The organism is Verrucomicrobiota bacterium, from assembly GCA_034440155.1.
Classification (GTDB): domain Bacteria; phylum Verrucomicrobiota; class Verrucomicrobiia; order JAWXBN01; family JAWXBN01; genus JAWXBN01.
Genome location: JAWXBN010000022.1, coordinates 1 through 23,996, shown reverse-complemented (window position 1 = coordinate 23,996; position 23,996 = coordinate 1). Strand labels below are relative to the sequence as shown.

Genomic DNA, 23,996 nt, shown 5'->3' with positions numbered 1-23,996 from the left:
AGAAATAAAAGCTTTTTTGCCAAGCTATAATATTCAATCGTTCTCACGGCCCTCCCATGAAAAGATTCTTCCATCAAAAAATCTCTCGGCGAGCGCGGGGAACCCCCTCAAATTTGCGGAAGTGTGCGGTTTCCTCCCCCCCTACTCCCTGAAACGTTGAGCAATAGGCATGCGCCTACCAGTGCCGAACGCGAGGCTGGTGGCTTTGAGGCCGGGGGCGGCTTGTTTGCGCTTATATTCATTTAGGTCCACTTTACGGCAGACATCCTTGACGACATCGGGATTAAAACCTTTGGCTACGATGGCGGGTTGGGAAAGGTGCTCCTCCACGTAGGCTTTCAGGATCGCATCGAGGATATCATACTTCGGCAGGCAGTCCTGGTCTTTTTGATCGGGGCGCAGCTCGGCACTGGGCGGTTTCCCGATAGAATCAAAAGGAATCGGAAAACCTTTCTCGATCGCACCCCCCTCGCGCAAATTGATCCAACGTGACAAACGGTAAACATCGGTTTTGGGCACATCCGATATCACGGCCAGTCCCCCGCACATATCCCCGTAGAGTGTGCAATACCCGACGGCTAATTCGCTTTTATTGCCCGTCGTCAGGAGGATGTGTCCAAATTTATTCGACAACGACATTAAGGTCATGCCGCGGAGGCGGGCCTGCATATTTTCTTCCGTGGTATCTTCTTTCAGCCCAGAAAAAGCATCTTTCATATTTATTTTGAACGCCTCAAAGAGCGAACCAATCGGGATCATCATAAAATCAATCCCGAGATTTTCCGCCAAGGCCTGCGCATCATACTTACTGCCATCACTCGAGTACTGCGAAGGCATGGAAACCCCGAGGACATTTTTCGGGCCGAGGGCGTGGGCCGCGATTGTCGCCACGAGAGCAGAATCAATGCCCCCGCTCAATCCGAGAACCACGGATTTAAACCCGCATTTCCCGACATAATCCTTTAAACCCAAGACGAGTGCTTTAAATAAATTCTCTTCATTATTTTCCCCCAGCCATTCGATCGCTTCAGCTTTATCGATGTCGCAAATGGCGACTTCCTCGACGAATCCGGAGCAAATCTGGATCAGGCTACCTTGGGCGTCGATCCCCATACTGTGGCCATCAAAAATGAGCTCATCATTTCCACCGACGGCATTACAATACACGATGGGCACTTTGTGTTTTGCGGCCTGCTCACCGAGCATGTCGCGGCGGACACGTTCCTTCCCCTGTACCCAGGGGGAAGCAGAGAGATTAATAATGACATCGACCCCGTTCCACGCAAGTTGCGCAAGGGGGTCCATGTCGTAGAGTTTGCGGGGCAGATAATCATCGAGCCAGATATCCTCGCAAATGGTAATGCCAAGGGTCATTCCTGCGACTTGCACCGGGGCGACTTGCTCGGATTCACAAGGCTCGAAATAACGGTCTTCATCAAAGACGTCATAAGTCGGCAAGCGTGATTTAAAACGTTTCGCCACGATCTTACCTTCATGGAGGACCGCCGCAGCATTATAAAAAGGATTACCTTGGGCAGCGGCATTTGGCTCTACATACCCCACGACCAAGGGGATCGCCCCCACTTTCTGGGCTAACTCATCTACCGCGCGCAAATTGCGCTGGAGGAGGGCCGCCTTATAAAGCAAATCGCGTGGGGGATAACCCGTGATGGCGAGCTCGGGAGTAATAACCAGTTGCGCCCCGGATTTCACGGCCTTTTGGTATCCCACCAATATACGGAAGACATTTCCTTCAATGTCTCCCACCGTCGTATTAATCTGCAGAATGCCGATACGCATAGTTTAATTTAAATCACTGTGCCATCGTGCACAACGGCGTTTTTGGGAATGCATACAATTCCTTCACGGACATAAAAATTTGGTCCGTCCATTTCCGCAGGTTTTCCTTCAGGGGAAATCCGGACATAATTACCGATCCGGGCATTTTTATCAATGATCGCCCGTGTAATATGACAATGATGACCGATCCCTACCGTAGGGATTCCCTTTTGGGCATTCGCCTCTTTATCCTGTTCGCTTTCGTAATAATCGGCACCCATCATCACGGCATCACGGAGGACAGAACCCTCCTTGATAATACTGCGGATACCGATCAGGGCATTTTCGATATAACACTGCCCGATAATACAACCGTCGGATAACACCACACGGGTCAAGGATGCGCCATGGAGTTTCGATGCTGGTAAAAAGCGGGGATGAGTGTAAATCGGAGCATCCGAGTCAAAATAATCAAACTGGGGAAGCGGGGAGGCGGCATCAAGACTGGCCTCAAAAAAGCCTTTAATCGTTCCGATATCTTCCCAATAACCTTTATAAACATAGGCAGAAACCTTCTTTGTCGAGATGGCATCAGGGATAATATTCTTGCCGAAATCCGTCTTTTCATTGTCGAGAGCCTCGATCAAGACTTGTTTACTAAAAACGTAAATCCCCATAGAAGCCAGATAAAGGTCCTGGCCCGGATTCTCTCCCAGTTTTTCAAGTTGAGGCGGGGTAATTTTTAGTGAATCAAGTACATCCGGATCATTTGGTTTCTCCACAAACCGCACGATTTTTTGGGAATCATCCACCTGCATAATGCCCAATGCTGGAGCGGCGGCTTTACTGACCGGGATCGTGGCTATGGTGATATCGGCACCCGTTTCAATGTGTTGGGTAACTAGCTCACTAAAGTCCATCCGATAAAGCTGGTCACCGGATAAAATCACCACGTAGTCACATTTATGATTGCCGAAATGTTGAAAATTCTGACGAACTGCGTCAGCCGTTCCCTGGTACCATCCCGACTTCTGGTCAAAACTTTGTTGCGCCGCGAGAATATCGACAAAACCGCCGGAAAACGCGTCGAATTTATAGGTCTCCTGTATATGACGGTGGAGAGAGGCCGAGTTAAATTGGGTCAAAAGGTAGATTTTACGGATATTACTATTCAGACAATTACTAATGGGTATATCAACGAGGCGGTATTTACCCGCGAGAGGAACGGCTGGTTTAGCCCGGTCTTTAGTGAGCGGAAAAAGGCGGGTTCCCTGCCCCCCACCCATAATCACCGCAAGAACTTTATCCATCTGAAAGATTTTTTTCTGAGTAGGCATATAGTCAGAATATGGCAGAGACTTTCAACGAGGCAAGAGAAGATTTTATAAGAATGATTGCCGGATCATGGAATACGGCATGTTACTTTAATACGATTCCTGCCAACCCTTAATCATGGCCCTTTTTGCAATAGCCCCCATGAATTTAAAGTTATTGATTTCGGGTTGTGTCCCATTGAGGATTTTGCGGACCTCAGTCTGGTCAAAGGATGCCTCACCCATGAGGTAGGGGATCAAGAAACCTAATTGTTTAAACGCAAATTTCTCATAGGAATTCGCAAAATCCCCATTCAATACCGATGAGCTCCAGCGTAAACCCTGCCATGGCTCGGTTTGTTTGAAAACCGCCAGGACTTCTTCCAGTTTCGGCGGGGTGGGATTCGTAATGTGGAAGATCTTCCCGGCCCACTGGCCGGAGTCGTAAAGTTTCATCGTGATCTCAATGACATAATCCAAAGGCACAATATTCAATGTCGCCTGCTCCTCCCCCGGCAAACGGAGTTCGAAGTCTAATGGTTTTATTGCAAGATCGATTCCTTCCTTTTCGGCAAGGCGTTTACGCAAACGACTGGCCATGTCGAAAGGATGGTTAAAGGCATTAAACTGTTCATAACGCCCGTTTAAGGAGTCACCGACAACAATACTCGGGCGGTAGATGGCGGCACGGATTTTCCCGGACTGGGCTGTCTCCCAGACATTTTTTTCGGATTGCCATTTGGATTCCTCATAGGAATTCCGGAACTCTGTCGGCTCGGCGAGAATGATTTCCTTGGCCAAACCACCCGATTTTTTTCCATGAACGGCAAAAGTGCTAAAATAATGGATGTCTTGGACTCCGAATTCCTTCATCAAATCCAGAAGGTGGAGGGAGCCGCCCACATTTGTCTCGAAAACTTCTGCGCTATTTGTCTCGGTCAGGTCGAGGGCTGCCGCGAGATGCCAGACCGCTTTGATTTCCTTAAAACCAAGCTTGGCCATCTCCTCCTCATTCAAGCCGAAATATTTTTTCCTCATATCCCCGATAAAAGGGATAAGCCGGGACTCGGCCTGAGAATGATAATCTGCCGTCACATCACGCAGGACGTTTTTCACCTCATCAAAACGTTGGGCAAGTTGCGCGGCGTCCTTTGCCCGGACCGGACAAAGTACTCTGTGCCCGCGGTTGGCAAGCTCATAAGCGAGTCTTTTGCCGATTACCCCGGTAAACCCTGTTAATAATATGGTTGTATCCTGCTGATTCATTGATTTCTCCTTAAATCTTCCCCTTTACGGAGCTCTGGATTCAACCACTAGGGGATCCTGACACATCTCATAGAAGGGGCAGCACTATTATGAAAACCCCTAATCCTGTAAACCAGAATTTTTAAAAAAGAATTTTTAAATGGTGACCCTACCCCGACTCGAACGGGGATAAATGGTTTAGGAAACCACTGCTCTGTCCTGTTGAGCTATAGAGTCATAAGACAGGAAATAAATATAAGCATAAATCAAATCAGCCGACAATTTAAGCTTAAAAAAATCTTCCGCTTCACTCGTGTCATTTTCCGGCAGCGGGCACGCACTGCCCTCCCAGATCAAAAACCGCACTCTAATCAGGCCCCGGATGAAGGCAAAGACGTGAGGCGGACGTCTAGGCAATCATAAATAGTCCGATCAGACGCATAGTGGGTGGATGAGCGGAGGGTCAGGCGCACGCCCATCTGATCACTATGACCATTTTGATTCAGGTCGTGGGCGATTGGATCGCCTTGGCCAAAGAGGAAATCTCTTTGTGGTAGGAGTTTTTTGAGGGTTGCCTGAGTGGTTGGGCCCGTATTCATCAAAAAGCTGGCCTGCCATTTCTGTCGTTAACCCATCCGCTGGGACATGCATGTTTTGAGGCACTTTCTCAGGAGACAGCACACAAATCTCGATAAGCTTTTTCTCGTGTTCCTAAATGATGTGGATGCAGCCTTTGACGCCTTCAAAAAAACTGAAGGATGAATTTTTTTCAATTACTGACCGGAACCCGAACATTATTTTTTAGTGTGTCGGATTTTCGTACCGTAAAGCGCAGACTTAACAAGATACAAAAACATCATTTCCTTTTTCCCGTATAGATCATCCGCCATATTCTAATATGTCCGCGCAAATTGCGCCGTCTCGGCCCGGGCGAGATATTCCGCATGGAAAACACGTGGGGAACCCAGGGCAGGAAGGTTTTGAGAGGCGATATCCTTTGCAATTTGCGCGGCCATAAAAGACAAATCTGTAAGGATAAAGTCCGCCTTCACTCCGTGGAGTTGGTTACTCGAAGAGTCTATATGCCCCGGGAGCAGGACACGATTACTTTTGATCAAACTCCGGAAGTCCGCCTCATTATGGCGGAATAACATCGCGCAGAGATTAATGTCGTATATAACAAATGCTTCGTCAGCCGACGGTATCATCGTTTTTAAATTCTCAGCAAGACCCACAGCCATGGTCTCTATACATCTGACAGGAATCGAAAGTTTCCCGGTCATAGTCATTTGCTGAAAAATCTCATCATCCATGGATATCTTTCCCGTACTGATAAAGTTTATCCGGCTTATCCCCGCCCTTTTCCACGCCCTCATGGCTTTTTGGGCTGCCAATACCTTATCCACCTGATAACTGCTGAAAGGAAAATGCACCCCCTTATCAGGGATGACCACCGGGCGGATTCCGACATCCGAAAGTCGCTGGAGAATATCCAGGACACTCCTCAATGGTTGATACCAAACAATCATATCAGGCCTGTGCATTAAAATCCGTTTGATCATTTTCTCCGGTGCCTCGTCCCCCTCCCCAAAAAAAATCAGATTGGCGACATAATCATATCCGCGGAGGGACTCTTCCAAACCCATGTGAAAAAGACGCCAGTCGAATAAATTACAGAAACCGTAGCTCCACACTGGTACAGCCACCACTCCCCTGATTTTCTGGCGCGGAAGTGATTGGACAGGTGACACCAAGGTGGCCGAACCCCTCACCCTCACTAATAACCCCTCGCCCTGGAGCAATTTGCACGCTTGCCCGACAGCCTTGAGATCGACTCTAAAATGCGCCGCTATTTCGCGGGTAGTATAAAATGCCCGGCTTTGACCCGTCTGCAAACCCGGAATCATTTTACGAAGCTCTTGCGCCAATGCTTGAGTTAATGGCGCTTTCATTTTCCGGAGCGATTCCGGCCTAGGCCATAGCTCCCGGATCGGGGGCATATCATGAATGATCTTTGGGCGGCTCATGGGGGAGAGATATTATTGTGTAGGAATACTGTAGGAGTTGCAAATAAAAAGGGTGAATCCTACCGTCACAAGATTCTATTAAAAAAAAATCACCCATGAAACTAACATCTCCACTTCCCCCTTTCTCCATCATCCTTAATCATTTCAAAGGGACAATCCCCGACTCTCGGCATGTCATTGACACTTCCGGCGGCGACCAAGGTAAATTTTCCGATACAAATGGGAATAACTGGAGCTGGAAAATCCATATCAAACCCGCCACCCATAATGGCCATACGGGATCTGAAATCCAAGCCAGCCTGACCTTAGAGTCCGGTCATGCGCCAGACGTAAATCTCTCCGCCGAGTTCCCCCAAGAAAAGTGGAGCAGGGAGAATTTTGTCCTTGTCCCGGGAGCTATTTATAATGGGAACCGTTACACTTCACGTCGCATCTATTATCCTCCGATGCTGAGCGAACCCGCCGAAGTCGGGCCCGACGTCCCGTGTATCATTACCGATATTCCCCGGCTCAATATTGAAAATGGCCCCTCACGGTTTCATCTCCTCAGCGGCGACGCCTCTGTCCCGGCTATCGGATATTATTCCCCTAGCCTCCAGCGGCAAGCGTGGTTCCTGACCGGTCAAGACAGTGGTCGGGGAGACCACGGACTCGTGCTTGAGGAGAGCGAAGACCGTCAGAGTGCCTTGATCGCCATCGAAACCCCAGGGGTGCGCCAATGCAAAAGCTTTAATTTACTCTCCCTGATGAAAGATTCGCCGGACAAAGCCGCGACTTTGGATGCCGGACAAACCCTGTCACTATCCATCCTCTTTTTCGGGGGGGAGGCCGGACATATCCAAGACCTTTTTGAGAGCTTCACCGATCTGCGTAATGTTTCCACATCCGAGCCGCTGGTGCGGAATGAACTCCCCTTCTCGAAATCCTGGGAGATCCAGGAAAGGAAATATAACCTGCATAATTTCCAATGGGACAAAGCTTACGCGGGAACTGGCGATGCCCACATGTCCGCTTGGCAACCTGGCTGGACTGGCCAAGGGATGGTGACCCAGACACTCTTGAGCGAAGGAAACAAACTTTCAAAAGAGCGTTCACTCAGAACCCTGGACTTTTGTTTTCAGGAAGCCCTGGCCCCGAGCGGCTACTTCTACGGGTTTTATAACTTTGAACGTAAATTTTTCAGCGATCATTTCCAACACCAGGATTGGCCGTGGCACTTGAACCGCAAAAGCGCGGACATGCTCTATTTCGGATTCCGCCAATTTGATATTATCCGCAAACAAGATCCTTCTTGGACATGCCCACCGGAATGGGAAAAAGGAATCCGCCGTGTTGCGGACGCATTTGTCAAGACCTGGAAACAATACGGCCAGCTCGGTCAATTTGTTAACCACGACACCGGGGAAATCTTTGTCGGGGGTTCGACAGCCGGTTCCAGCGCACCTGCCGGATTGGCCTTAGCATCCGAGTGGTTCAAGGATTCCCATTATTTAGAGGTCGCCGAGCAAATTGCGCGGAAGTATTGCACAGAAGACTTGGCCAGCGGCGTCACCACGGGGGGCCCGGGAGAGATCTTGCAATCCGCTGACAGTGAATCCCTGGGCAATTTGCTCGAGTCCCTGGTTACCCTTTATGAAGTCACCGGCAAAGAGGAGTGGTTAGAGCAGGCCCGGATCGCCGCGGTACAATTGGTTTCGTGGTTTGTCTCCTACGATTATAAATTCCCGCCCAAATCCACCTATGGCAAACTCGATATGCTCACGACAGGCACGATCTTTGCCAGCACCCAGAATAAATGTGCGGTTCCCGGACTCTGCACCCTCTCCGGCGACAGTTTTCTCAAGCTTTTCCGTGCTACGGGCGAAGAAATCTGGTTGCGCATTTTGCGTGAACTCACCCATGCCCTTCCCCAATTCCTCAGCCGTACCGATAAAGTAATCGCAGGAATGCCCGAGGGTTTCATGAGTGAACGTGTCCAAATGGGTGACGGGATCGATCCTTGTGGGGAAATCTGCGCTTGTTCCTGCTGGAGCGAGGTCTGCCTCATCTTTGCTTGGATGGAAGTACCCGGGATCTATATCCAGACGGATACCGGAGTCATCAGTGTCAACGACCATATCGACGCTACAATACTATCCCGTGACGGTGGGGTGATCACACTCGCACTCTCCAATCCCACAAAATTCGATGCGACAGTCAAAGTCTTTGCCGAGACAAAAGAAGAGAGTAAATCAATCCTCGGCCAAAACTGGAATCACCGCATGTCCCGCATCGTGGTACCCTCCGGTGGAAAAATCCGGATTAAAGCGACCGGGAAAATGGTTGAAATGATTTAATCCGGTACCCGCCTATGAGTAATCTCCTGAACCCCCGTGAGCCTTGAGTTTATCCATAAGATCACCCTCGGCATCACTAATTAGCGCAGCTCTATAGGCATCTATGGCTCGTCATGAATTGACGGCGAGATTCGTGATGATTTTCCTATATTTCGCCCCTGTAATGTCAATTTTATAAGCGGGGATTATCCTTGCGAAGGCCGGTGATTATCCGTAGTCAGTAGTCGTTCCAAAAAACAAACAGAGAGCATGAGTGATCCGGTAATCTATGTTTAACCAGTTTGATTCACAATTGATGGAAGCCATACCCCTCGGAGTATGCTTGATCGATTCCTTTGGGGAGATTAATGATTTTAACCAGTCTCTCGTCCAACTCACCGGATTGACTGGTTCTGAGATTAAAAACTCCCTCATTCAACGCATTGTCCGTCCAAAATTCCATCGTGAACTTTCCGCCGCACTCGAGCAGATCTTCCACACAAAATCCTCCCGTCCTGTCGAGATCACTTGCGAAATATCTCTCCGGTCCGGGTATACAACTTCCGAATTTGTCATTAAACTCCAAAAACTGAAGTCGTCCGAACAAGATAACTTGGCCGTAGCTGTCTTTACTCCAAAGGCAAGTGCTGAATATCATGAACTCCTCAAGACAAAAACAATTTATGAACTTGTCGTCGAACAGACTTTATCCGGTTTTTGGGACTGGAATATCCAGGAGAATACCCAGAAGAATAGTCCCGGCTACCGGAAGATTTTCGGGTACGAGGATCATGAGCTGCCCGACAGCGCGGAGAACTATAAAAAGATGATTTTCCCGGAAGATCTGGAAATGGTTCTAAAAAATTACGATGACCATGTTCGTTCCCGGGGTATGATCCCGTATTGTAATGAAGTGCGTTACCGCCATAAAAACGGTTCGACAGTGTGGGTGATTTGCTCGGGCAAAATTGTGGAATGGGATGATGTGGGTAGACCAGTCCGCATGATTGGTTGCCATATTGATATTACCAAGGAAAAAGAAGCTGAAGCTCAAGCACTCGGATATTCAGGGCAAATCCCCCATTCACTCCCCGATCTGGTCTTTCATCAGGATATCGACGGGACATACATGGATTATTATGCCTTGGATAAGGGCTTATTAGTCGTATCCCCCGAACAATTCCTCGGTAAAAAACCCCATGAGATCCTCCCTAGCCACATTGCTGAACTCCACACCGACTCCATCCGTAAAACAATCGAAACCCAAAGTCTCCAACAATGTGAGTATGAACTCCATATTGATGGAAAAAGGAAGTTTTTCGAGATGCGAATGGTTCCTTTTTCAAAAGACCAGGTAATCTCCCTCGTCCGCGATGTGTCCGGAAAAAAAAGTTCCTGAGATTTGAAAACTGATTTTAAACCTTTGGAAATATCACTCCATTTACGGCAGCAGAAAACACCCTTGGATGCCGGGACCGTGCACCCCCTCAATGAGGATACCTTCGATATCAGCGGTTTTTGACGGTCCGGTGCACCAGATGATATTAGGATCATCTGGCATAGCCTTCAGGGCATCATGGATCGTGGCGTGGATACTGGAGTGCTCCACGCAGGCAATATGCACCCAAGGAGCCAAGGCACCCAAACGCCGAGAAGTATCCTTGTCAGTCAGAATGATCGATCCGGTCTCGGCTATCGCGCCACTGGCGCAGGTAATGCCAAACTGGTAACTATCGATTTTCGCCAGATCAAACTGTGTCTCCAGTAATACATTATCAGGAAGAATCTCGCTCATGAGCGCAAGAATCTTCGGATCACAATAACCGTAGGTGAGGTTATTCGATGCAAAAAAGGCCTCGATTTCTGCACCCGTCGAAAAAGTCCGACCATGGACTTTATCAAATTCTTCCTTAAAAAAAGCCCACTGATCCGCTTGAGGGTCAAAGGTTTTTGTCACTGTGATCCTGGGGTCATACTCGGGCATGGCGGCCCGGTCTTTGATCGGGGCCAAAGCTGTATTGACTTTGGAAAGGATTTTCTCGCGGGATGATGCAAATTGCTCGGTGCTCATAGTTTTTTTAAAAAGTTTGATTATCGGAGTGCCCGTCAGGACACGGTTCCCGACAATCTTGTTTATTTTTTCCCGTCGACTTTCCTGTTTTTAAACCACTTCCGGAATTCACCCCCGTGCCAATCGGGTAATTTGCGCACCATGGTCCATCGTTTGACCGGTGGGAGCGGGATTAAATCCGGATTAATGACATTCATCACAGCTCCTGCGATCAAAGCGGATTTCCACAGGATGGGTTCACTAGCCAAAATCGACCACCCTCCCATCGGAGGAGTATTAGGGGAATGAATATGTTCTTTTTTCGCCTTATCACGCAAACGCAGCAAAAGATCGGGGATCGGAATATTCACCGGACACACTTCATGACACGCACCGCATAAACTCGAGGCTTTCGGCAGGTCAGCGAGCTCGGGGAATTTTTTCGCGTCCAGGATCGGCGAAAGCACGGCACCTACAGGGCCGGGATAAACACTCCGGTAAGCGTGCCCGCTGGCTTGGCGGTAAACCGGACAGACATTCAGACAAGCTCCGCACCGGATACACCGTAGGATATCGCGGCATTCACTCGCTAGGACATCACTGCGCCCGTTATCCAGCAATACGACATGCATTTGCTCGGGACCATCCGGCTGCTCGGGAGATTTCGGGCCATTAATGAATTCCGTATAAATAGTGAGTTTCTGTCCCGTGGCGGAGCGTGCGAGTAAATTTAGGAATAGCGCCAAGTCCGTGTCACGCGGGACGATTTTCTCGATTCCCACGAGGGCAATGTGCATTTTGGTCGGAGCCAGGCAGAACCGGGAATTACCTTCATTGGTCACGATAACCAGCCGTCCGCTTTCGGCGGAGATAAAATTTGCCCCCGTCAACCCGACTTCTGCTTCGAGGTATTTATTGCGGAGGAATTTCCGGGCTCTCGCCGTAATCACGGCAGGATCATCATTATATTCCCCGAGCCCCTCGCGCTCAAAGCTTTCAGCTATTTGGCGGCGGTTTTTATGGATGATCGGGGTCACGATATGACTCGGATGGTCATGGTCTATCTGGACGATATACTCTCCCAAATCTGTCTCGACAGCTTCCATCCCATGCTTTTCAAGGTAATGACCCAGCTCGATTTCCTCGGATACCATGGATTTTGATTTCACCATTTTTTTGGCACCGATACTCTGCATTAATCCTAGGATGATTTTACGGGCTTCTTCCGCATCACTGGCCCAATGGACCTTGACTCCACGTTCGGTCAGGGCCTCCTCGACTTTGGGCAGGTAGGTATCCAGGTTTTCTATGACATGCTGCTTTATCAGGCCGGAGACCTCACGCAATTTGTCCGGATCTTGGAAATCACGCCAGAGGCTGTCCACACGGGATTTGGTTTTCAGGGCTGAGGCATTTTTTACCGAAGTGCGCACTTCCTCATCAAGAGTCTGCGCATAGGAATCGATTTTTTGGTAGGCCATTAGATGAGCCCTCCTTCAATAAGTGAATCCCTCAGGATTTGGGCCGCATGCCGTGTTTTTAGCTTCATCCCGTCACGTTCCACAATCCCTCCTAAGTGCATGAGGCACCCCATATCACCACTGACCAGATAATCAGGGTTCGACGCTTGTGCATGGGCCAGCTTTGCATGGCCCATCTGACTGGAGATGAATGGGAATGTGACCGAAAATGTCCCTCCAAAACCACAACACTGTTCCCCTTCCCCGAAAGGCATGATTTCGAGTCCTTCGATCGAATCAAGTAAAGCCAGTGATGCCGGACCACTTTCCGTTCCTCGGGTATGGCAGGAACGGTGGAAGGCGACTTTGGCATTGAGTTTGCCCGGCCAGGTCTTGATCCCGAGGCCGTTATAAATGTAATCGGTTAATTCCCATGTCTTATTGGCAAGCTTCTCGATCTCAGGTAAATCTTTTTCTTTCTCAAACTCTAATAATGCCCCATGGAAAAGCATCGCCGCGCAAGAGCCTGACGGTGTCACCACTGTGTCATCAGAATGGAAAACTTTTGCCGTATGCCTGACGACCCGACGTGAGGATGGCCAATCACCCCCGTTAAAGGCTGGCTGTCCGCAACAGGTCTGTTCATCCGGGAGGGAAATCTCACACCCGAGGTACTCGAGGACTTGAACCGTGGCCTTTGCGACATCGTCAAAGAATGCGTCACAAAGACAAGTGGTCATGAGCTGGATTTTTTTATTGGCAGGTTTAGGTCTGTGATGGAGGTGTTCAAGCAACATAAGGACACAATAATTGCCTCTGCTCTTCAATCAATAGTAATTTGCGTCATCCCATAGAGAAACCGTTCTTTTTTGTCCCCTTTTTACCGTTTTGACATCTCCCGATAGACTCCCCTACTCCTGAGACTACTATTTAATAGGGGTAGTTGCCGGGATTTAATTTCCCACAGCCATGATGAATCCGGGGACAATCCCGTTCGATATCATTACAGTGTTTCACCTCATCCCAGTTTTCATCCTTGAATCTCTCAGAGGCTTCGGTCATAAATGCGGGATTATGAGCACAACATTTGTCACCTTTGAAACCAACCAGGGAAATATTAAATTTAAACTTTTCCCGGAGATCGCACCAAAAACCTGTGAAAATTTCACGACCCTTTGCAATAAAGGATATTATAACGGGGTTATTTTCCACCGTGTCATTAAAGATTTTATGATCCAAGGAGGTGATCCGACAGGAACCGGCACTGGTGGGGAATCCTGCTGGGGCAAACGTTTTGAAGACGAGGTCACTCCAAAAGCATCATTTGACCGCAACGGCCTTCTGGCTATGGCTAATGCCGGTCCGGGCACCAATGGCAGCCAGTTCTTCATCACTACAGCCAAAACTCCCTGGCTCAATATGAAACACACCATTTTTGGTGAAGTCGTCGAAGGTTACGACATTATCCAGAAAATCGAGGATTGCAAAAAAGCCCCCGGTGACCGCCCTGTGGAAACCCAAAAAATCCTCAAAACTGTCGTTGAAACGGTTTGATTTTTTAATCATCAAGGCAGCCGCATCTCCTGATTGCGTTTGCCGACCCTATGGATGCCTAGGGCAGGCATCCTGAAAATAAATATAATAATGCCTGTAAACCGCTCCGTATCCAGTTCAGACGGATTCACCTGCCGAATGGGGTGCGGAGCCTGCTGTATCGCTATCTCCATTTCATCTCCCATGCCGGGACTCCCCCAGGGAAAACCGGCCGGGGTCACCTGCATTCACCTCACTCAGGACTATCGGTGTAAACTCTTTGGCCTGCCTGAACGCCCCACGGTCTGTAACAATTTGCGACCAATGCCTGAAATGTGCGGCACCTCCCGCGAAGAAGCCCTCGCCTACCTTGCCGACCTCGAAGAAAAAACGAAATAACCCGCCATGTCCACCGGGCAACCGCTTAAAATCCTTTTTATCTGTGGACGCAACCAACGCCGGAGTCCGACCGCTGAGAAAATATTCCGTAATGACCCGAGGCTGACTGTGCGTTCAGCAGGAACCGCTGAGAGTAGCCGAAGGCGGATCGGCGAGCCCGACCTGCTCTGGGCAGACAATATCCTAGTCATGGAAAGAAAGTATGAAGCCCGGATCAAATCCCTTTTCCCGGGATTCCATTCACTCCCGCCGATCATCCTCCTGGATATTCCCGATGAATACACATTCATGGCCCCGGAATTAATCGATTTACTCACCGGCTCAGTCGAGAGTTTCCTCTCGGAAAAAGACGAACAAGTAAATTAAGGATTCAAACAAAAGGTTTAGAGTGATTCCCTGGTTCAGGTGAATTGGCATGGTTTAAGCTTTTATAGATCTCATGCTAAGATCATACACCCTAAAGAAACTGAGGTTCGACAAATTGCAACGGAACCGTTTTGACCGGGAGGCACCAGCGGCAAATGATCGTGCGGGTGCACACTGCCCTTCCAAACCCGCAATGCGCATGTCACGGGATAAAATGCTTTTTAGGCCATTACGCATGGCGGCTTAGTTTTATGGGGATACTGAGAAAAACGGGTCCCAATCAACCTAAGCGCTTAATATTAAACTGTGCCTGCATTTTGATGGAGTCAGGGGCGGCACCGGAGATGATGTCTTGATATATTTTCCGGGCGGCGGCGGGCTGTCCTTTAATCTCGTAGCAACTTGCAGCGGCAAGTAATCCGTGATAGGTCCAGATTTCGGTGGGCTTGGATTTTTGCAGGCTCAAGTATGTGCTCAGGGCTTCATCGACTTTACCAGAGGCTTGTTGGCAGGCTCCTACCCCATAAAATGCAGCGGCAAGTAATTCATTCTGTGGATATTCACGGATGAAACGCTGGTAAAGTTCTTGAGATTGAGTGTACTGGCCACGTTGGAAATTCATGTCCGCAACCAAAAGTAATGCTTGGGAGGCGGCTTTTGTACCCCGGTATGTTTCAAAAACAGAAGCGACTTGGTCGATATTACCGGCGGTGACAGCCTTATTCAACGCGACGAGGGAATCCTGTTCCTTGCTGGTCAGGTTATGTTTATATATTGCCGTAAAAATCGCAAAGGCCAAAATCAAGATCACCCCAAAAACAATCGGGTTTTTGTATTTTAACCAGAATTGCTCGATATGATATTCAATCGGAAGCTCCATTTGCGCGGGTTCGTCTGCCTGTGATTTTTTTTTGATCTCGTCTGCCATAGTGGGTCAAGAGTAAAACCAACAGCGCCAGACCTTGCAAGAACAGATTTTCGCCTACGACCCGCGCCCTCCCCCGATAAAAAGCATGAGTTCTCTCCTTCCCCACTGGCCAAAGGACATCTTTCTGAGGGTGGACATTCATAGCGGGCTATGGTTAAAACGTCAGCCATCACCATGCGCACTTTCAAAATCACCATTTCCTATGATGGCCGCCCATATTCCGGATGGCAGACACAGAATAATGGTGTCACGGTTCAAAAAACCATTGAGCTCGCCCTCAGCAAAATCCTTTGCGAAGAAATCCTCATTGAAGGCTCCGGACGCACGGATGCCGGGGTCCATGCCCTCGGCCAAGTCGCCTCTTTCCGCCAGAAAAATGACCGGCCTGTGGTGAACCCGGAAAAAATGATCATTGCCCTCAATACAGTCCTCCCCACCACCATCAGGATCCACCGGGTGCAAGTCGTAGCGAATGATTTCCATGCGCGCTTCATGGCCAAGGGCAAGGAATACCATTACCTCATCTTTAATACGCCCTTCATGCCCGCCCTCTGGGACGGACGTGCTTTGTGGTTGTGGCAACCCCTCGATGTCCGCGCCATGCGCAGGGCCGCCAAACACTTGGTGGGTAAACACGATTTCAGCTCGTTTACGGTGACTACGCGTTATGAACGCTCGACGATGGTGCGCGATTTGCACAGGATCACGATCAAGGAAACCCCCATCAGCGCAGGGGATTCCGCCCATTTCGGGGCGCAAAAAGGCAATTTGCTCACATTAAAATTCAAAGGCGGAGGATTTCTTTTCCGGATGGTGCGTTGCCTCACCGGCACATTGGTCTCCGTAGGCCTAGGAAAATTATCCCCGGACGATGTCAAAAGAATCTTGAAAGCCAAGGACCGCCGCCTCGCATCGGTCACCTCTCCTCCAGACGGGCTTTATCTGATGAAAGTCTTCTATTAATCCCTGAAAAATATTTTCCCCATTAATATGAATCCCTCATTCCACATCGTCCTCTACCAGCCGGAAATCCCTCCTAATACCGGTAATATCATGCGGCTGTGTTCCGCGACGAATTCCATCCTGCACCTGATCCACCCGCTGGGATTCCGCTTCGATGACAAAGCCATGAAACGGGCGGCGATGGATTATGCGGAAAATGTCGATATCCGCCAGTGGAAGGATTGGGAGGAGTTCATGGCCGGGGAAAAACCCGCCCGCCTGTTTTTCATTGAGACAAAAACCGACCAGTACTACACCGAGGCCCGTTTTGTGGCGGGGGATTATCTCGTCTTTGGCCGGGAAAGCAAAGGGCTACCGGACTCATTACTGGAGCAATTTGCGGGGCAAACCATCAAAATCCCGATGTTTAATGAACACGCCCGCAGCCTGAATCTGGCGAATTCGGTTGCGATCGTGCTCTACGAAGCCATCAGGCAACAAGGTAAATAAGACAAATTTTCCTTTCTCTCTGGCAAGGTTTTATTTGACGCTGTGAAATACTACTGTTACAAAATGGAATCTCATACATGCCAAACCCCATAAACCGGATTATCAAATTTGCCAGCGTAGCCATTATCGCCTCTTTTCTAAGCGCAGTCGCTCATAGTGAAGACGTGATCACACGCAAAAGCGGGGAGGTGGTAAGTGGAAAAATCACGCAAGTTTTCCCGGATGCAGTCATGATGAAATACAAGGATGCCAAGAGTGGACAAGAGCTCTCGCTGAAGTTTTTTTACAAGGACATGAATTCCCTAGTGCTGGATATCCCGCCCACTTACGACGACGCGATGAAACAATTTGCTTCAGGGAAATATCAACAGGCCATTACCATTTTAGAACCTCTCATTATCCAGTACAAAGGTGTCATTGACCCAAAGATCGGGACGGCCATCATCACCGTGGCGGATGCCTATGTAGCACTCAATAACCTCGCCAAGGCGGAGCCCCTTTATATTGAATTTGCAAAGATTTATCCTGACCAAGCCTCCCGTGCCAATGTCGGTCTAGCAAAAATCGCCTATGGAAAAGGGGAGACGGACAAAGTCATGATGTTATTAGCGAGTTTCGAAAAAGAAGCTGCCGCCGTACAATCCCCCACCCGTGCACAGGAACGCGCTTTTTGTGAGGCATTCTATATCCTCGGACAAGCTTATGAAAAAAAGAAGGATTACTCGAAAGCCCTTGAGTGTTACCTCAAAAGCGCCGTAATCTATAACGGGTATCAGGAAATCGCATCCCAAGCTCAGGCCAAGGCTGATGCTTTAAAAAAAGCCAAAAATACCCCAAAACAAACCCCCGTAGTATTTGTTCCTTAAAGATTAACATAAACAAACTAAACCCCCCGGTATAAGCAGATATGAAATTCAATATACAAACCAAATTCATCGCCATCCTACTATTGAGCATGTCCTTGTGGCTGGTATCCCAAACTTTTGTATCCGCCCAAGAGGCTGCCGCCCCTGCTGTAGGTGGTGAGGCCGGAGTGGCTGAGCCGGAGCAAACACAAAACCTTTTCTTTTATATTAAACAGGGTGGTATGACCGTCGTCATACTGGGATTAATCTCCGTATTCATGCTCACGATCATCATGGACGGCTTCTATAACCTTCGTGAATCAAGAATGGCTCCCGAACCCCTCTTTGCCCGTTTGAAACAATCCCTGAATGCCGGAAATTACCAGGAAGCCTGGGAGCTATGCAAAACAAACCCCTGCTTTATGGCGAATATCATGAAGATCGGCCTCGAACGAGTCGGTAAAGGCGAGGACTCCATGGAGCAGGCCATTGAAGAAGCCACCAAAACAGAGGCATCAAAACTCAACAGTAAAATCAGTTACCTCTCCGTTATCGGGGTCGTCGCCCCCATGCTTGGTCTGACGGGTACGGTCTTTGGTATGATGGGTGCCTTCGGCACGATGGCCAATGCCGGCCCATCCGCCACACGGGAACTCGCCGCCAACATCGGTCACGTGCTTGTCGCGACGGCCGCGGGTCTTTTGGTCTCTATTCCCGGATTCGTCTTTTACTACGTGTTCCGGAATATGGTCGCCCAACAAGTCCTCGTCGCTTCCCTGAAAATCAACCGCCTCCGCGACGACATTCCATTCAGAGAAATCCACGGGATCAAAATCGGCGATATCTTTGCGCCACCTCCCGCTGCGGGTGCTAATCCCGCTGCCAGCGTCTCCCGTGTTGTCACACCCCCGGCTGGAGTCGCACAAACAGTGGCATGTCCTTCCTGTGGGACGGCTGTTGCCGTGGGGCAACCCAGCTGCCACGCATGTGGCACTGTGCTCCAATGGAGTTAAATGACCGCCTGATATCCCCGTTACCCATACAGAGTGGGTCAGGAAAAAAACAATGTCCGAATCAGATCATAACCATAAAAAACGCCGTCGTAAGAGGCACAAAGAGGAACTCTTTCCCCCCGAGGATATCGAGTTCCAAGTCGCCCCCATGATCGATGTGCTTTTGGTGCTCCTGACATTTTTTATGGCGATCTCATCGACCGACGAAATGGTGAAATACTCCGGTGAGGAGATCAAATTACCCAGTGTGCTCTACGCAAAGGACAAAGATAAAAAAGCCCTAGAGGTCGTCATTAATGCAAGCTGGGATGATAGTGCTAATAGTGGCTCACTCGTAGTGGACGGGGGCCAGCAATTCGGCGATCCCAGCCGTATCACGGATCTGATCAGCCAACGTTATGAGGCTGTCCCCCCGGAAAAAAGGTCACTATTCCGTGTCCTTGTCCGTGCCGGTAGAAATGTCCGTTATTCCTATATCCAAGAAATCATGCGGGCTGCCGCTAAGGCAAAGGTCGTCAATATTACTTATTCAGTAGTCAGTGGTGAGGTCGAAGATGGAAAAGGGGCGAAAAAACCCGCCCCGGCCCCGGCATCATAATCCAAATACCGGGAACCTTCTCGGGGATTTCGGTGTCAAAATAATAGAACTTTTTTTAACGAAGGAAAAAATCATGTCAAGCGGAGCTAGTTCAGATGGTGATGTGGGGTTGCAAATTGCGCCGATGGTGGACGTTGTATTCGTCCTGCTCCTGTTCTTTATGGCGTCCGCAAGTCTCCAACAAAAGGAGATGGAGCTCGGGATCAATCTCCCCACAAAGGGAAGCCCCCAACATGCGGGAACCGTGGAGGTGCCTATCTATGTGGACATCGATGAAAATGGCCAGGTCTTCTGGAACCAGCTCCCGATTGATAATCCGAGCCCTGAATTATCTGAACTCCGAGCCCGCCTAAAGGAGGTCGTGGCGAAATTCGGCGAGAAACAACCCGTGATAATCACACCCTCACCTATGGTACGGCATGAACGTATCACTCAAGTTTTGAGTGCTTGTACAGCATCAGGAGTCAAAAGCCTCTCATTCGGAGGATAATTTCCTAAGGAACCCAGTCAATGGCAAAGAAAAAAACAACAATAGAAAAAGGCAAGGACCACTTAGGCGTCATCAAGCGTTTTGTATATGCTTTGATGGCCTCACGGTTTTTCCTTATCGCACTCGGACTGCATGTCGCTCTACTGGCCATATTTGGTGGTATCGTCATCGTGGAAGCCGTTAAACATGTCGTAACGGGGCAATTTGAATCGACAGACTTTATTGCCATGCCCCCCGGACCCCCTCCCGCTCCGCCCTCCGATGCAAATCCGAATGAAGTCGATGTAGAGATTCCCCAGACGGATGTGGCGGAGACTTCAGCCCCGGACATGAAGGATATTATCGTCTCGGAAAACGCCAGCGCCCCCTCATTCATGCCTGAGATCAATGTCTCCGCCAGTGTCGGGCCAAATGTCGAAAAAATCCAGACCCAAGTCAAAAATATCCCCACCCCTACCGCGGCACGTAAATCAGCCCCGGCTATGAGTAAGGAGCGTTTATCCAGCATTAATACCCGTATGAGCACTGGTGCCGAAGGGAGCACCCCCTTTGGTGTGGGAAATACAGCAGGCGGCGGGGTGACCGGTGTCCAAGGCCAATTCACCTGTTATGTCGCCAAATATGCAGGTGGTGACTGGGATCAAAATATTAAACTCTCCGCGGATGGGCAAAGGGTGGAATTTGGCGGTATCCCCAACCTCATGACACAGATCACGCGTTGGAACAAACGTTTAAAAGCTAATGTTCAAGGTGTGCCCTTAGACCTATCTGACCGGAATGCCCTTTTTGGCTCTAAACCCCCAGTAGCCTTTGTCTATTTCACGGGACACAAAGACTTTAAACTCACGGATGCCGAGGTCACTAATATCCGGGATTTCCTACTTGCGGGCGGGGTGATCTGGGGCGACGCGGGGATGCCGGGGCGCAACTCGCGTTTTGATATCGCCTTTCGCAGGGAAATGAGAAGGGTATTACCCGACCCTGACCAGGATTTTCAACCCATCGACGATCGCCACCCTATTTTCACCCAAAAAGGTAGCTTGCTTAAAACCACCCCTTCCGGAATTAATTTCTACAAAGAACCAATCGAAGTGATGATGATCGGTGACCAGATCGGGGTTCTCTATACGATGAATTCCTACGGGAAAATATGGCAAGTCGCCCTGAATGATAAAGATAAGGTACTTGAACAATTTGATGAAGGCACCCAAAAGGCTCCCAATCAAACTTATACAAACTTTGCTTTATGGTCCCGGCGGAATACCTACTACCGGAATGTCAATAACGACACGGTAGTTCTAGCCTATAAACTCGGGATTAATGTCGTCGTCCATCTGCTATTACAATACCAAGCTGTTTTGGTCTCAGCACCGAAGGTAAATTAAACAACTTTGCAAATAAGATGGAACTTTTTGAAGTAACACACTGACTAAAACTTTAATCAAACAAAGATAATCGTAATGAACCCTTTAATCAGTAGTGTAAATAAACCCCTTCAAAACCTCCTTCTGTTCATTCTCGCCATGGGTATGACACTCACCGAGGCATCCGGACAAGACAAAAATAACCTTATCCGGAATGGGGGATTTGAACAGACTATTACCCGGGACAACCAGTGGGACGGGGTGGATTCCTCCAAAAATATTAAATTTCTCCCCCGCACTAAGAATATCATGGTGCAGGGAAAACAAGAGCAAGGCCGGACGTTTTCCCCCAGTATCGCCTATGAAGACATGGACGGGGATGGCCTGCCGGATATGGTGATAGCCGATGCCACAGGATTTTTCTATTTCTTTAAAAACCTAGGACCAAAAGACAATCCGGAATTTGCCACTGGGGAAATGATCCCTGTATTTTTTATCAATAATGAAGACACTGTGAATACGCCTAAACTTACCTTGAGCAAGTATTCTGGGAATTTATATGACATTATTTTCGGTGATTATCTCGGGCGCATCGTGCGTATTCCTAATTCAGGCTCCCAGCAGAGACCGGAATTCAAACTCCCCAATGACATGGCTAATTTTGATCTCGCCACAAGCAAACAAAACCTCCAGATCCCTACCCGTGCGGATGGCAGCCTGTGGGGAAATTTCTTTGCTCCTATCCTCGTGGACTGGAATGGTGACGGTAAAAAAGATCTCCTCATCGGGGAGGGCACCTATTCGGCGAATGCCATCCATCTTTTCCTCAATGAAGGGAGTGACTCAGTACCCCGTTTCAGCGAAAAAAACGAAATGATTCTTGCTTATGGTTATGGTCGCGAGCAACTCGTTCCCCAAGTCGTTGATTGGGACGGGGACGGGATACTTGACCTGATCATCGGTAGCCGCGAGGGAATCGTTGATTCACCCGGGACGCTTTGCCTTTATAAAGGCAAACCTATTCCTAAGGATGCCACCCGGGTTCCCCAACTGGAATTCACTGAAAACATCAAGATCGGCGGCTCCGTATATACCACCCCCATGGCCACACCCTGTGTGACTGATTATAATGGTGACGGGTTACCTGACATTCTCATCGCAAGCCCGAGTGACGGAAGAATCAAGGTCGCCATTAATAAAGGCACAAAATCTGCACCAGACCTAGCTACCCTTGTCAATATCAAGGCAGAGGACAGTTTACTCCGTTATCGAGTAGCCTCGGACTGGGTGGACACCACAGACATTAATAACGTCGGCAATCTCAATGCGATAAATCAATACGGGATTGTCGAGGTAGTCGATACTGAAATCGATCCTGGATCTAATCCTGCTGAAGGGAAATTCGCCATGAAAATCCATTTTCCGAAGCCTCCGATGAAATATTTTATGAATAATACACTCGTCAAACCCGATGAACGTGTCATTACCCTTACACCCGTATCCCCATCAGTGATCCTGGGGAAAAATTACGAACTGAGCTTCAAAGTCAAAGGTAAAAATATGAAGGGTGTTTTGAAAATGTCAGCTCTGGTTTTCATAGATGAGGTTCCTAATGCCCAAAACCCAAAAGTTTTTGATGCGGTTCCTGCATATTCAGAGTCAGGGGATAAGGACTTTATCCCGGGATCCTCATGGAAGGAAATGACATTTAACATCGTTCTTCCCATTCTCCAACCAGCCCGTCCGAATTTTAAATATGCCGACGGAAAAACCGGTAAAGATAAATTCACTTATACGGGAAAACCAATCTCCACGGGTATCACGATCAAGCTGACGGGTGATGGAGAGACTTATTTTGACGATTTTAAACTAATCGAAAAATAATGGCCTGCCTGCTTATGATTTTTCCACCATCGCATAGGCGTTATGACTGTGGATACTTTCGTAATTCTCGGCTTCCACCCGGTACCAGATGACTTGGGGATGTTTATTTAGCCTGACAGCGACATTACGGACTAGATCCTCGACAAATACCGGATTATCATAAGCCCGCTCCGTGACATATTTTTCGTCCTCACGTTTCAGGAGTGCAAAAAGCTCGCTACTGGCGCTTTGTTCGACCAAGGCAATGATATCTTCGAGCCAGATCGCTTTTTTTGAGCGTAACTGCACGGTCACGTCGCCTCTTTGATTATGGGCACCACGGGCACTGATGGCTTTTGAGCAAGGGCAAAGGGTGGTCACTGGCACCACGACTCCGGTAATAAAATCCAACTGGCCTTTTCTCATGCTGGCATTAAAGCGTCCTGTATAATTCATCAGGCTTTTGGCTTTTGTCACAGGCGCTTGTTTTTCGAGAAAAAACGGGAAATCCATTTCGATATGAGCATCATCCGCCTCGAGCTTTTGCTGCATTTTCTTTAATATGTCCGGGATCCGTTTCACATGGATCTCACGGCCATTGGCATTCAGCACCTCCAAGAACCGGCTCATGTGTGTCCCCTTAAAATGGTGGGGCAAATCGACGGTCATCGAGATGGTAGCGACCGTGTGTTGGGAACTATGGGATTTATCCCTGAGTTCAATCGGATATTTTAGTTCTTTCACCCCTACGCGGTCTATCCGGATATTCCGGGTATCCCGTTCTTTTTGCGTGTCTTTGAGGGGTATGGCTGTTGGAATCTGCTTTTTAATGGGGGGTTTCTTCTTCGGGGTCATGGGGAGGGGTCTCTGATTAAAATCTGGAATCTGGTAATATTCAAAATCTCTCGAAATTTTCTTATTTCTCTTCCTTCTCTTTGATTCTACTGGAATACTAT

At 48.8% G+C, this 23,996-nt stretch carries 24 protein-coding genes and 1 tRNA gene; 13 read left to right on the top strand and 12 right to left on the bottom strand.

Going from position 1 to position 23,996, the window contains the following annotated elements; all coding sequences use genetic code 11:
• Positions 1-141: 141 nt before the first annotated feature.
• The 6 genes from SGI98_02235 to SGI98_02210 form a co-directional block, all read right to left on the bottom strand.
• Entirely contained in the window at positions 142-1,800 is a 1,659-nt protein-coding gene (locus SGI98_02235) for an NAD+ synthase (GenBank protein MDZ4742221.1), read from the bottom strand.
• Between the two features lie 8 nt (positions 1,801-1,808).
• A complete protein-coding gene (locus tag SGI98_02230) occupies positions 1,809-3,089 on the bottom strand; it encodes a glucose-1-phosphate adenylyltransferase (protein MDZ4742220.1) in 1,281 nt (426 codons plus the stop codon).
• Positions 3,090-3,203: 114 nt separating this feature from the next.
• A complete protein-coding gene (locus SGI98_02225) occupies positions 3,204-4,358 on the bottom strand; it encodes an SDR family oxidoreductase (protein MDZ4742219.1) in 1,155 nt (384 codons plus the stop codon).
• 140 nt (positions 4,359-4,498) lie between these two features.
• Positions 4,499-4,574, bottom strand: a tRNA-Arg gene (locus SGI98_02220).
• A 134-nt stretch (positions 4,575-4,708) separates the two neighbouring features.
• On the bottom strand, positions 4,709-4,936 hold the full coding sequence (locus SGI98_02215) for a hypothetical protein (protein ID MDZ4742218.1): 228 nt from the start codon (positions 4,934-4,936) through the stop codon (positions 4,709-4,711).
• A 294-nt stretch (positions 4,937-5,230) separates the two neighbouring features.
• Positions 5,231-6,364, bottom strand: coding sequence for a hypothetical protein (locus SGI98_02210; GenBank protein ID MDZ4742217.1), 1,134 nt, complete (start codon positions 6,362-6,364; stop codon positions 5,231-5,233).
• 95 nt (positions 6,365-6,459) lie between these two features.
• Between SGI98_02210 and SGI98_02205 the strand changes: the two genes are divergently transcribed.
• Both SGI98_02205 and SGI98_02200 read left to right on the top strand, forming a co-directional pair.
• A complete protein-coding gene (locus tag SGI98_02205; GenBank protein ID MDZ4742216.1) occupies positions 6,460-8,700 on the top strand; it encodes a hypothetical protein in 2,241 nt (746 codons plus the stop codon).
• A 268-nt stretch (positions 8,701-8,968) separates the two neighbouring features.
• Entirely contained in the window at positions 8,969-10,078 is a 1,110-nt protein-coding gene (locus tag SGI98_02200; protein ID MDZ4742215.1) for a PAS domain S-box protein, read from the top strand.
• Between the two features lie 42 nt (positions 10,079-10,120).
• On the opposite strand, the gene SGI98_02195 is transcribed toward SGI98_02200, so the two are convergent.
• From SGI98_02195 to SGI98_02180, 4 genes are all read right to left on the bottom strand, one after another.
• Positions 10,121-10,750 (bottom strand): LUD domain-containing protein, encoded by a 630-nt coding sequence (locus tag SGI98_02195; protein ID MDZ4742214.1) that lies wholly within the window; start codon positions 10,748-10,750, stop codon positions 10,121-10,123.
• A gap of 62 nt (positions 10,751-10,812) precedes the next feature.
• Positions 10,813-12,210 carry a LutB/LldF family L-lactate oxidation iron-sulfur protein gene (locus tag SGI98_02190; protein ID MDZ4742213.1) on the bottom strand — a complete coding sequence of 466 codons (1,398 nt, stop codon included), beginning with the start codon at positions 12,208-12,210 and terminating at the stop codon, positions 10,813-10,815.
• A complete protein-coding gene (locus SGI98_02185; GenBank protein ID MDZ4742212.1) occupies positions 12,210-12,986 on the bottom strand; it encodes a (Fe-S)-binding protein in 777 nt (258 codons plus the stop codon). The genes SGI98_02190 and SGI98_02185 overlap by 1 nt, the downstream gene beginning before the upstream one ends.
• A 133-nt stretch (positions 12,987-13,119) precedes the next feature.
• On the bottom strand, positions 13,120-13,251 hold the full coding sequence (locus SGI98_02180; GenBank protein MDZ4742211.1) for a hypothetical protein: 132 nt from the start codon (positions 13,249-13,251) through the stop codon (positions 13,120-13,122).
• Between the two features lie 12 nt (positions 13,252-13,263).
• Here SGI98_02180 and SGI98_02175 point away from each other — a divergent pair, with 12 nt between their 5' ends.
• From SGI98_02175 to SGI98_02165, 3 genes are all read left to right on the top strand, one after another.
• Complete coding sequence (locus SGI98_02175) at positions 13,264-13,743, top strand: peptidylprolyl isomerase (protein ID MDZ4742210.1); 480 nt, start codon at positions 13,264-13,266, stop codon at positions 13,741-13,743.
• Between the two features lie 90 nt (positions 13,744-13,833).
• On the top strand, positions 13,834-14,121 hold the full coding sequence (locus SGI98_02170) for a YkgJ family cysteine cluster protein (GenBank protein MDZ4742209.1): 288 nt from the start codon (positions 13,834-13,836) through the stop codon (positions 14,119-14,121).
• A gap of 6 nt (positions 14,122-14,127) precedes the next feature.
• Positions 14,128-14,487 carry a phosphotyrosine protein phosphatase gene (locus SGI98_02165; GenBank protein MDZ4742208.1) on the top strand — a complete coding sequence of 120 codons (360 nt, stop codon included), beginning with the start codon at positions 14,128-14,130 and terminating at the stop codon, positions 14,485-14,487.
• 280 nt (positions 14,488-14,767) lie between these two features.
• Here the strand turns inward: SGI98_02165 and SGI98_02160 are convergent, their stop codons facing one another.
• Positions 14,768-15,415, bottom strand: a complete 648-nt coding sequence (locus SGI98_02160; protein ID MDZ4742207.1) for a tetratricopeptide repeat protein — start codon at positions 15,413-15,415, stop codon at positions 14,768-14,770.
• A 150-nt stretch (positions 15,416-15,565) separates the two neighbouring features.
• On the opposite strand from SGI98_02160, the gene truA reads away from it, so the two are divergent.
• The 8 genes from truA (at position 15,566) to SGI98_02120 (ending at position 23,061) form a co-directional block, all read left to right on the top strand.
• A complete protein-coding gene (truA, locus tag SGI98_02155; protein ID MDZ4742206.1) occupies positions 15,566-16,378 on the top strand; it encodes a tRNA pseudouridine(38-40) synthase TruA in 813 nt (270 codons plus the stop codon).
• Between the two features lie 27 nt (positions 16,379-16,405).
• Positions 16,406-16,867, top strand: coding sequence for a tRNA (cytidine(34)-2'-O)-methyltransferase (locus tag SGI98_02150; protein ID MDZ4742205.1), 462 nt, complete (start codon positions 16,406-16,408; stop codon positions 16,865-16,867).
• Positions 16,868-16,944: 77 nt separating this feature from the next.
• Positions 16,945-17,733: a tetratricopeptide repeat protein gene (locus SGI98_02145; protein ID MDZ4742204.1), complete on the top strand. Its 789-nt coding sequence runs from the start codon at positions 16,945-16,947 to the stop codon at positions 17,731-17,733.
• Between the two features lie 41 nt (positions 17,734-17,774).
• Positions 17,775-18,725 carry a MotA/TolQ/ExbB proton channel family protein gene (locus tag SGI98_02140; GenBank protein MDZ4742203.1) on the top strand — a complete coding sequence of 317 codons (951 nt, stop codon included), beginning with the start codon at positions 17,775-17,777 and terminating at the stop codon, positions 18,723-18,725.
• Between the two features lie 52 nt (positions 18,726-18,777).
• Entirely contained in the window at positions 18,778-19,323 is a 546-nt protein-coding gene (locus SGI98_02135) for a biopolymer transporter ExbD (GenBank protein MDZ4742202.1), read from the top strand.
• 73 nt (positions 19,324-19,396) lie between these two features.
• Positions 19,397-19,813: a biopolymer transporter ExbD gene (locus SGI98_02130; GenBank protein MDZ4742201.1), complete on the top strand. Its 417-nt coding sequence runs from the start codon at positions 19,397-19,399 to the stop codon at positions 19,811-19,813.
• A 20-nt stretch (positions 19,814-19,833) separates the two neighbouring features.
• Complete coding sequence (locus SGI98_02125) at positions 19,834-21,198, top strand: DUF4159 domain-containing protein (protein MDZ4742200.1); 1,365 nt, start codon at positions 19,834-19,836, stop codon at positions 21,196-21,198.
• A gap of 75 nt (positions 21,199-21,273) precedes the next feature.
• Positions 21,274-23,061, top strand: coding sequence for a VCBS repeat-containing protein (locus SGI98_02120; protein MDZ4742199.1), 1,788 nt, complete (start codon positions 21,274-21,276; stop codon positions 23,059-23,061).
• Between the two features lie 12 nt (positions 23,062-23,073).
• On the opposite strand, the gene folE2 is transcribed toward SGI98_02120, so the two are convergent.
• Entirely contained in the window at positions 23,074-23,895 is an 822-nt protein-coding gene (gene folE2, locus SGI98_02115) for a GTP cyclohydrolase FolE2 (protein ID MDZ4742198.1), read from the bottom strand.
• Positions 23,896-23,996: the final 101 nt, after the last annotated feature.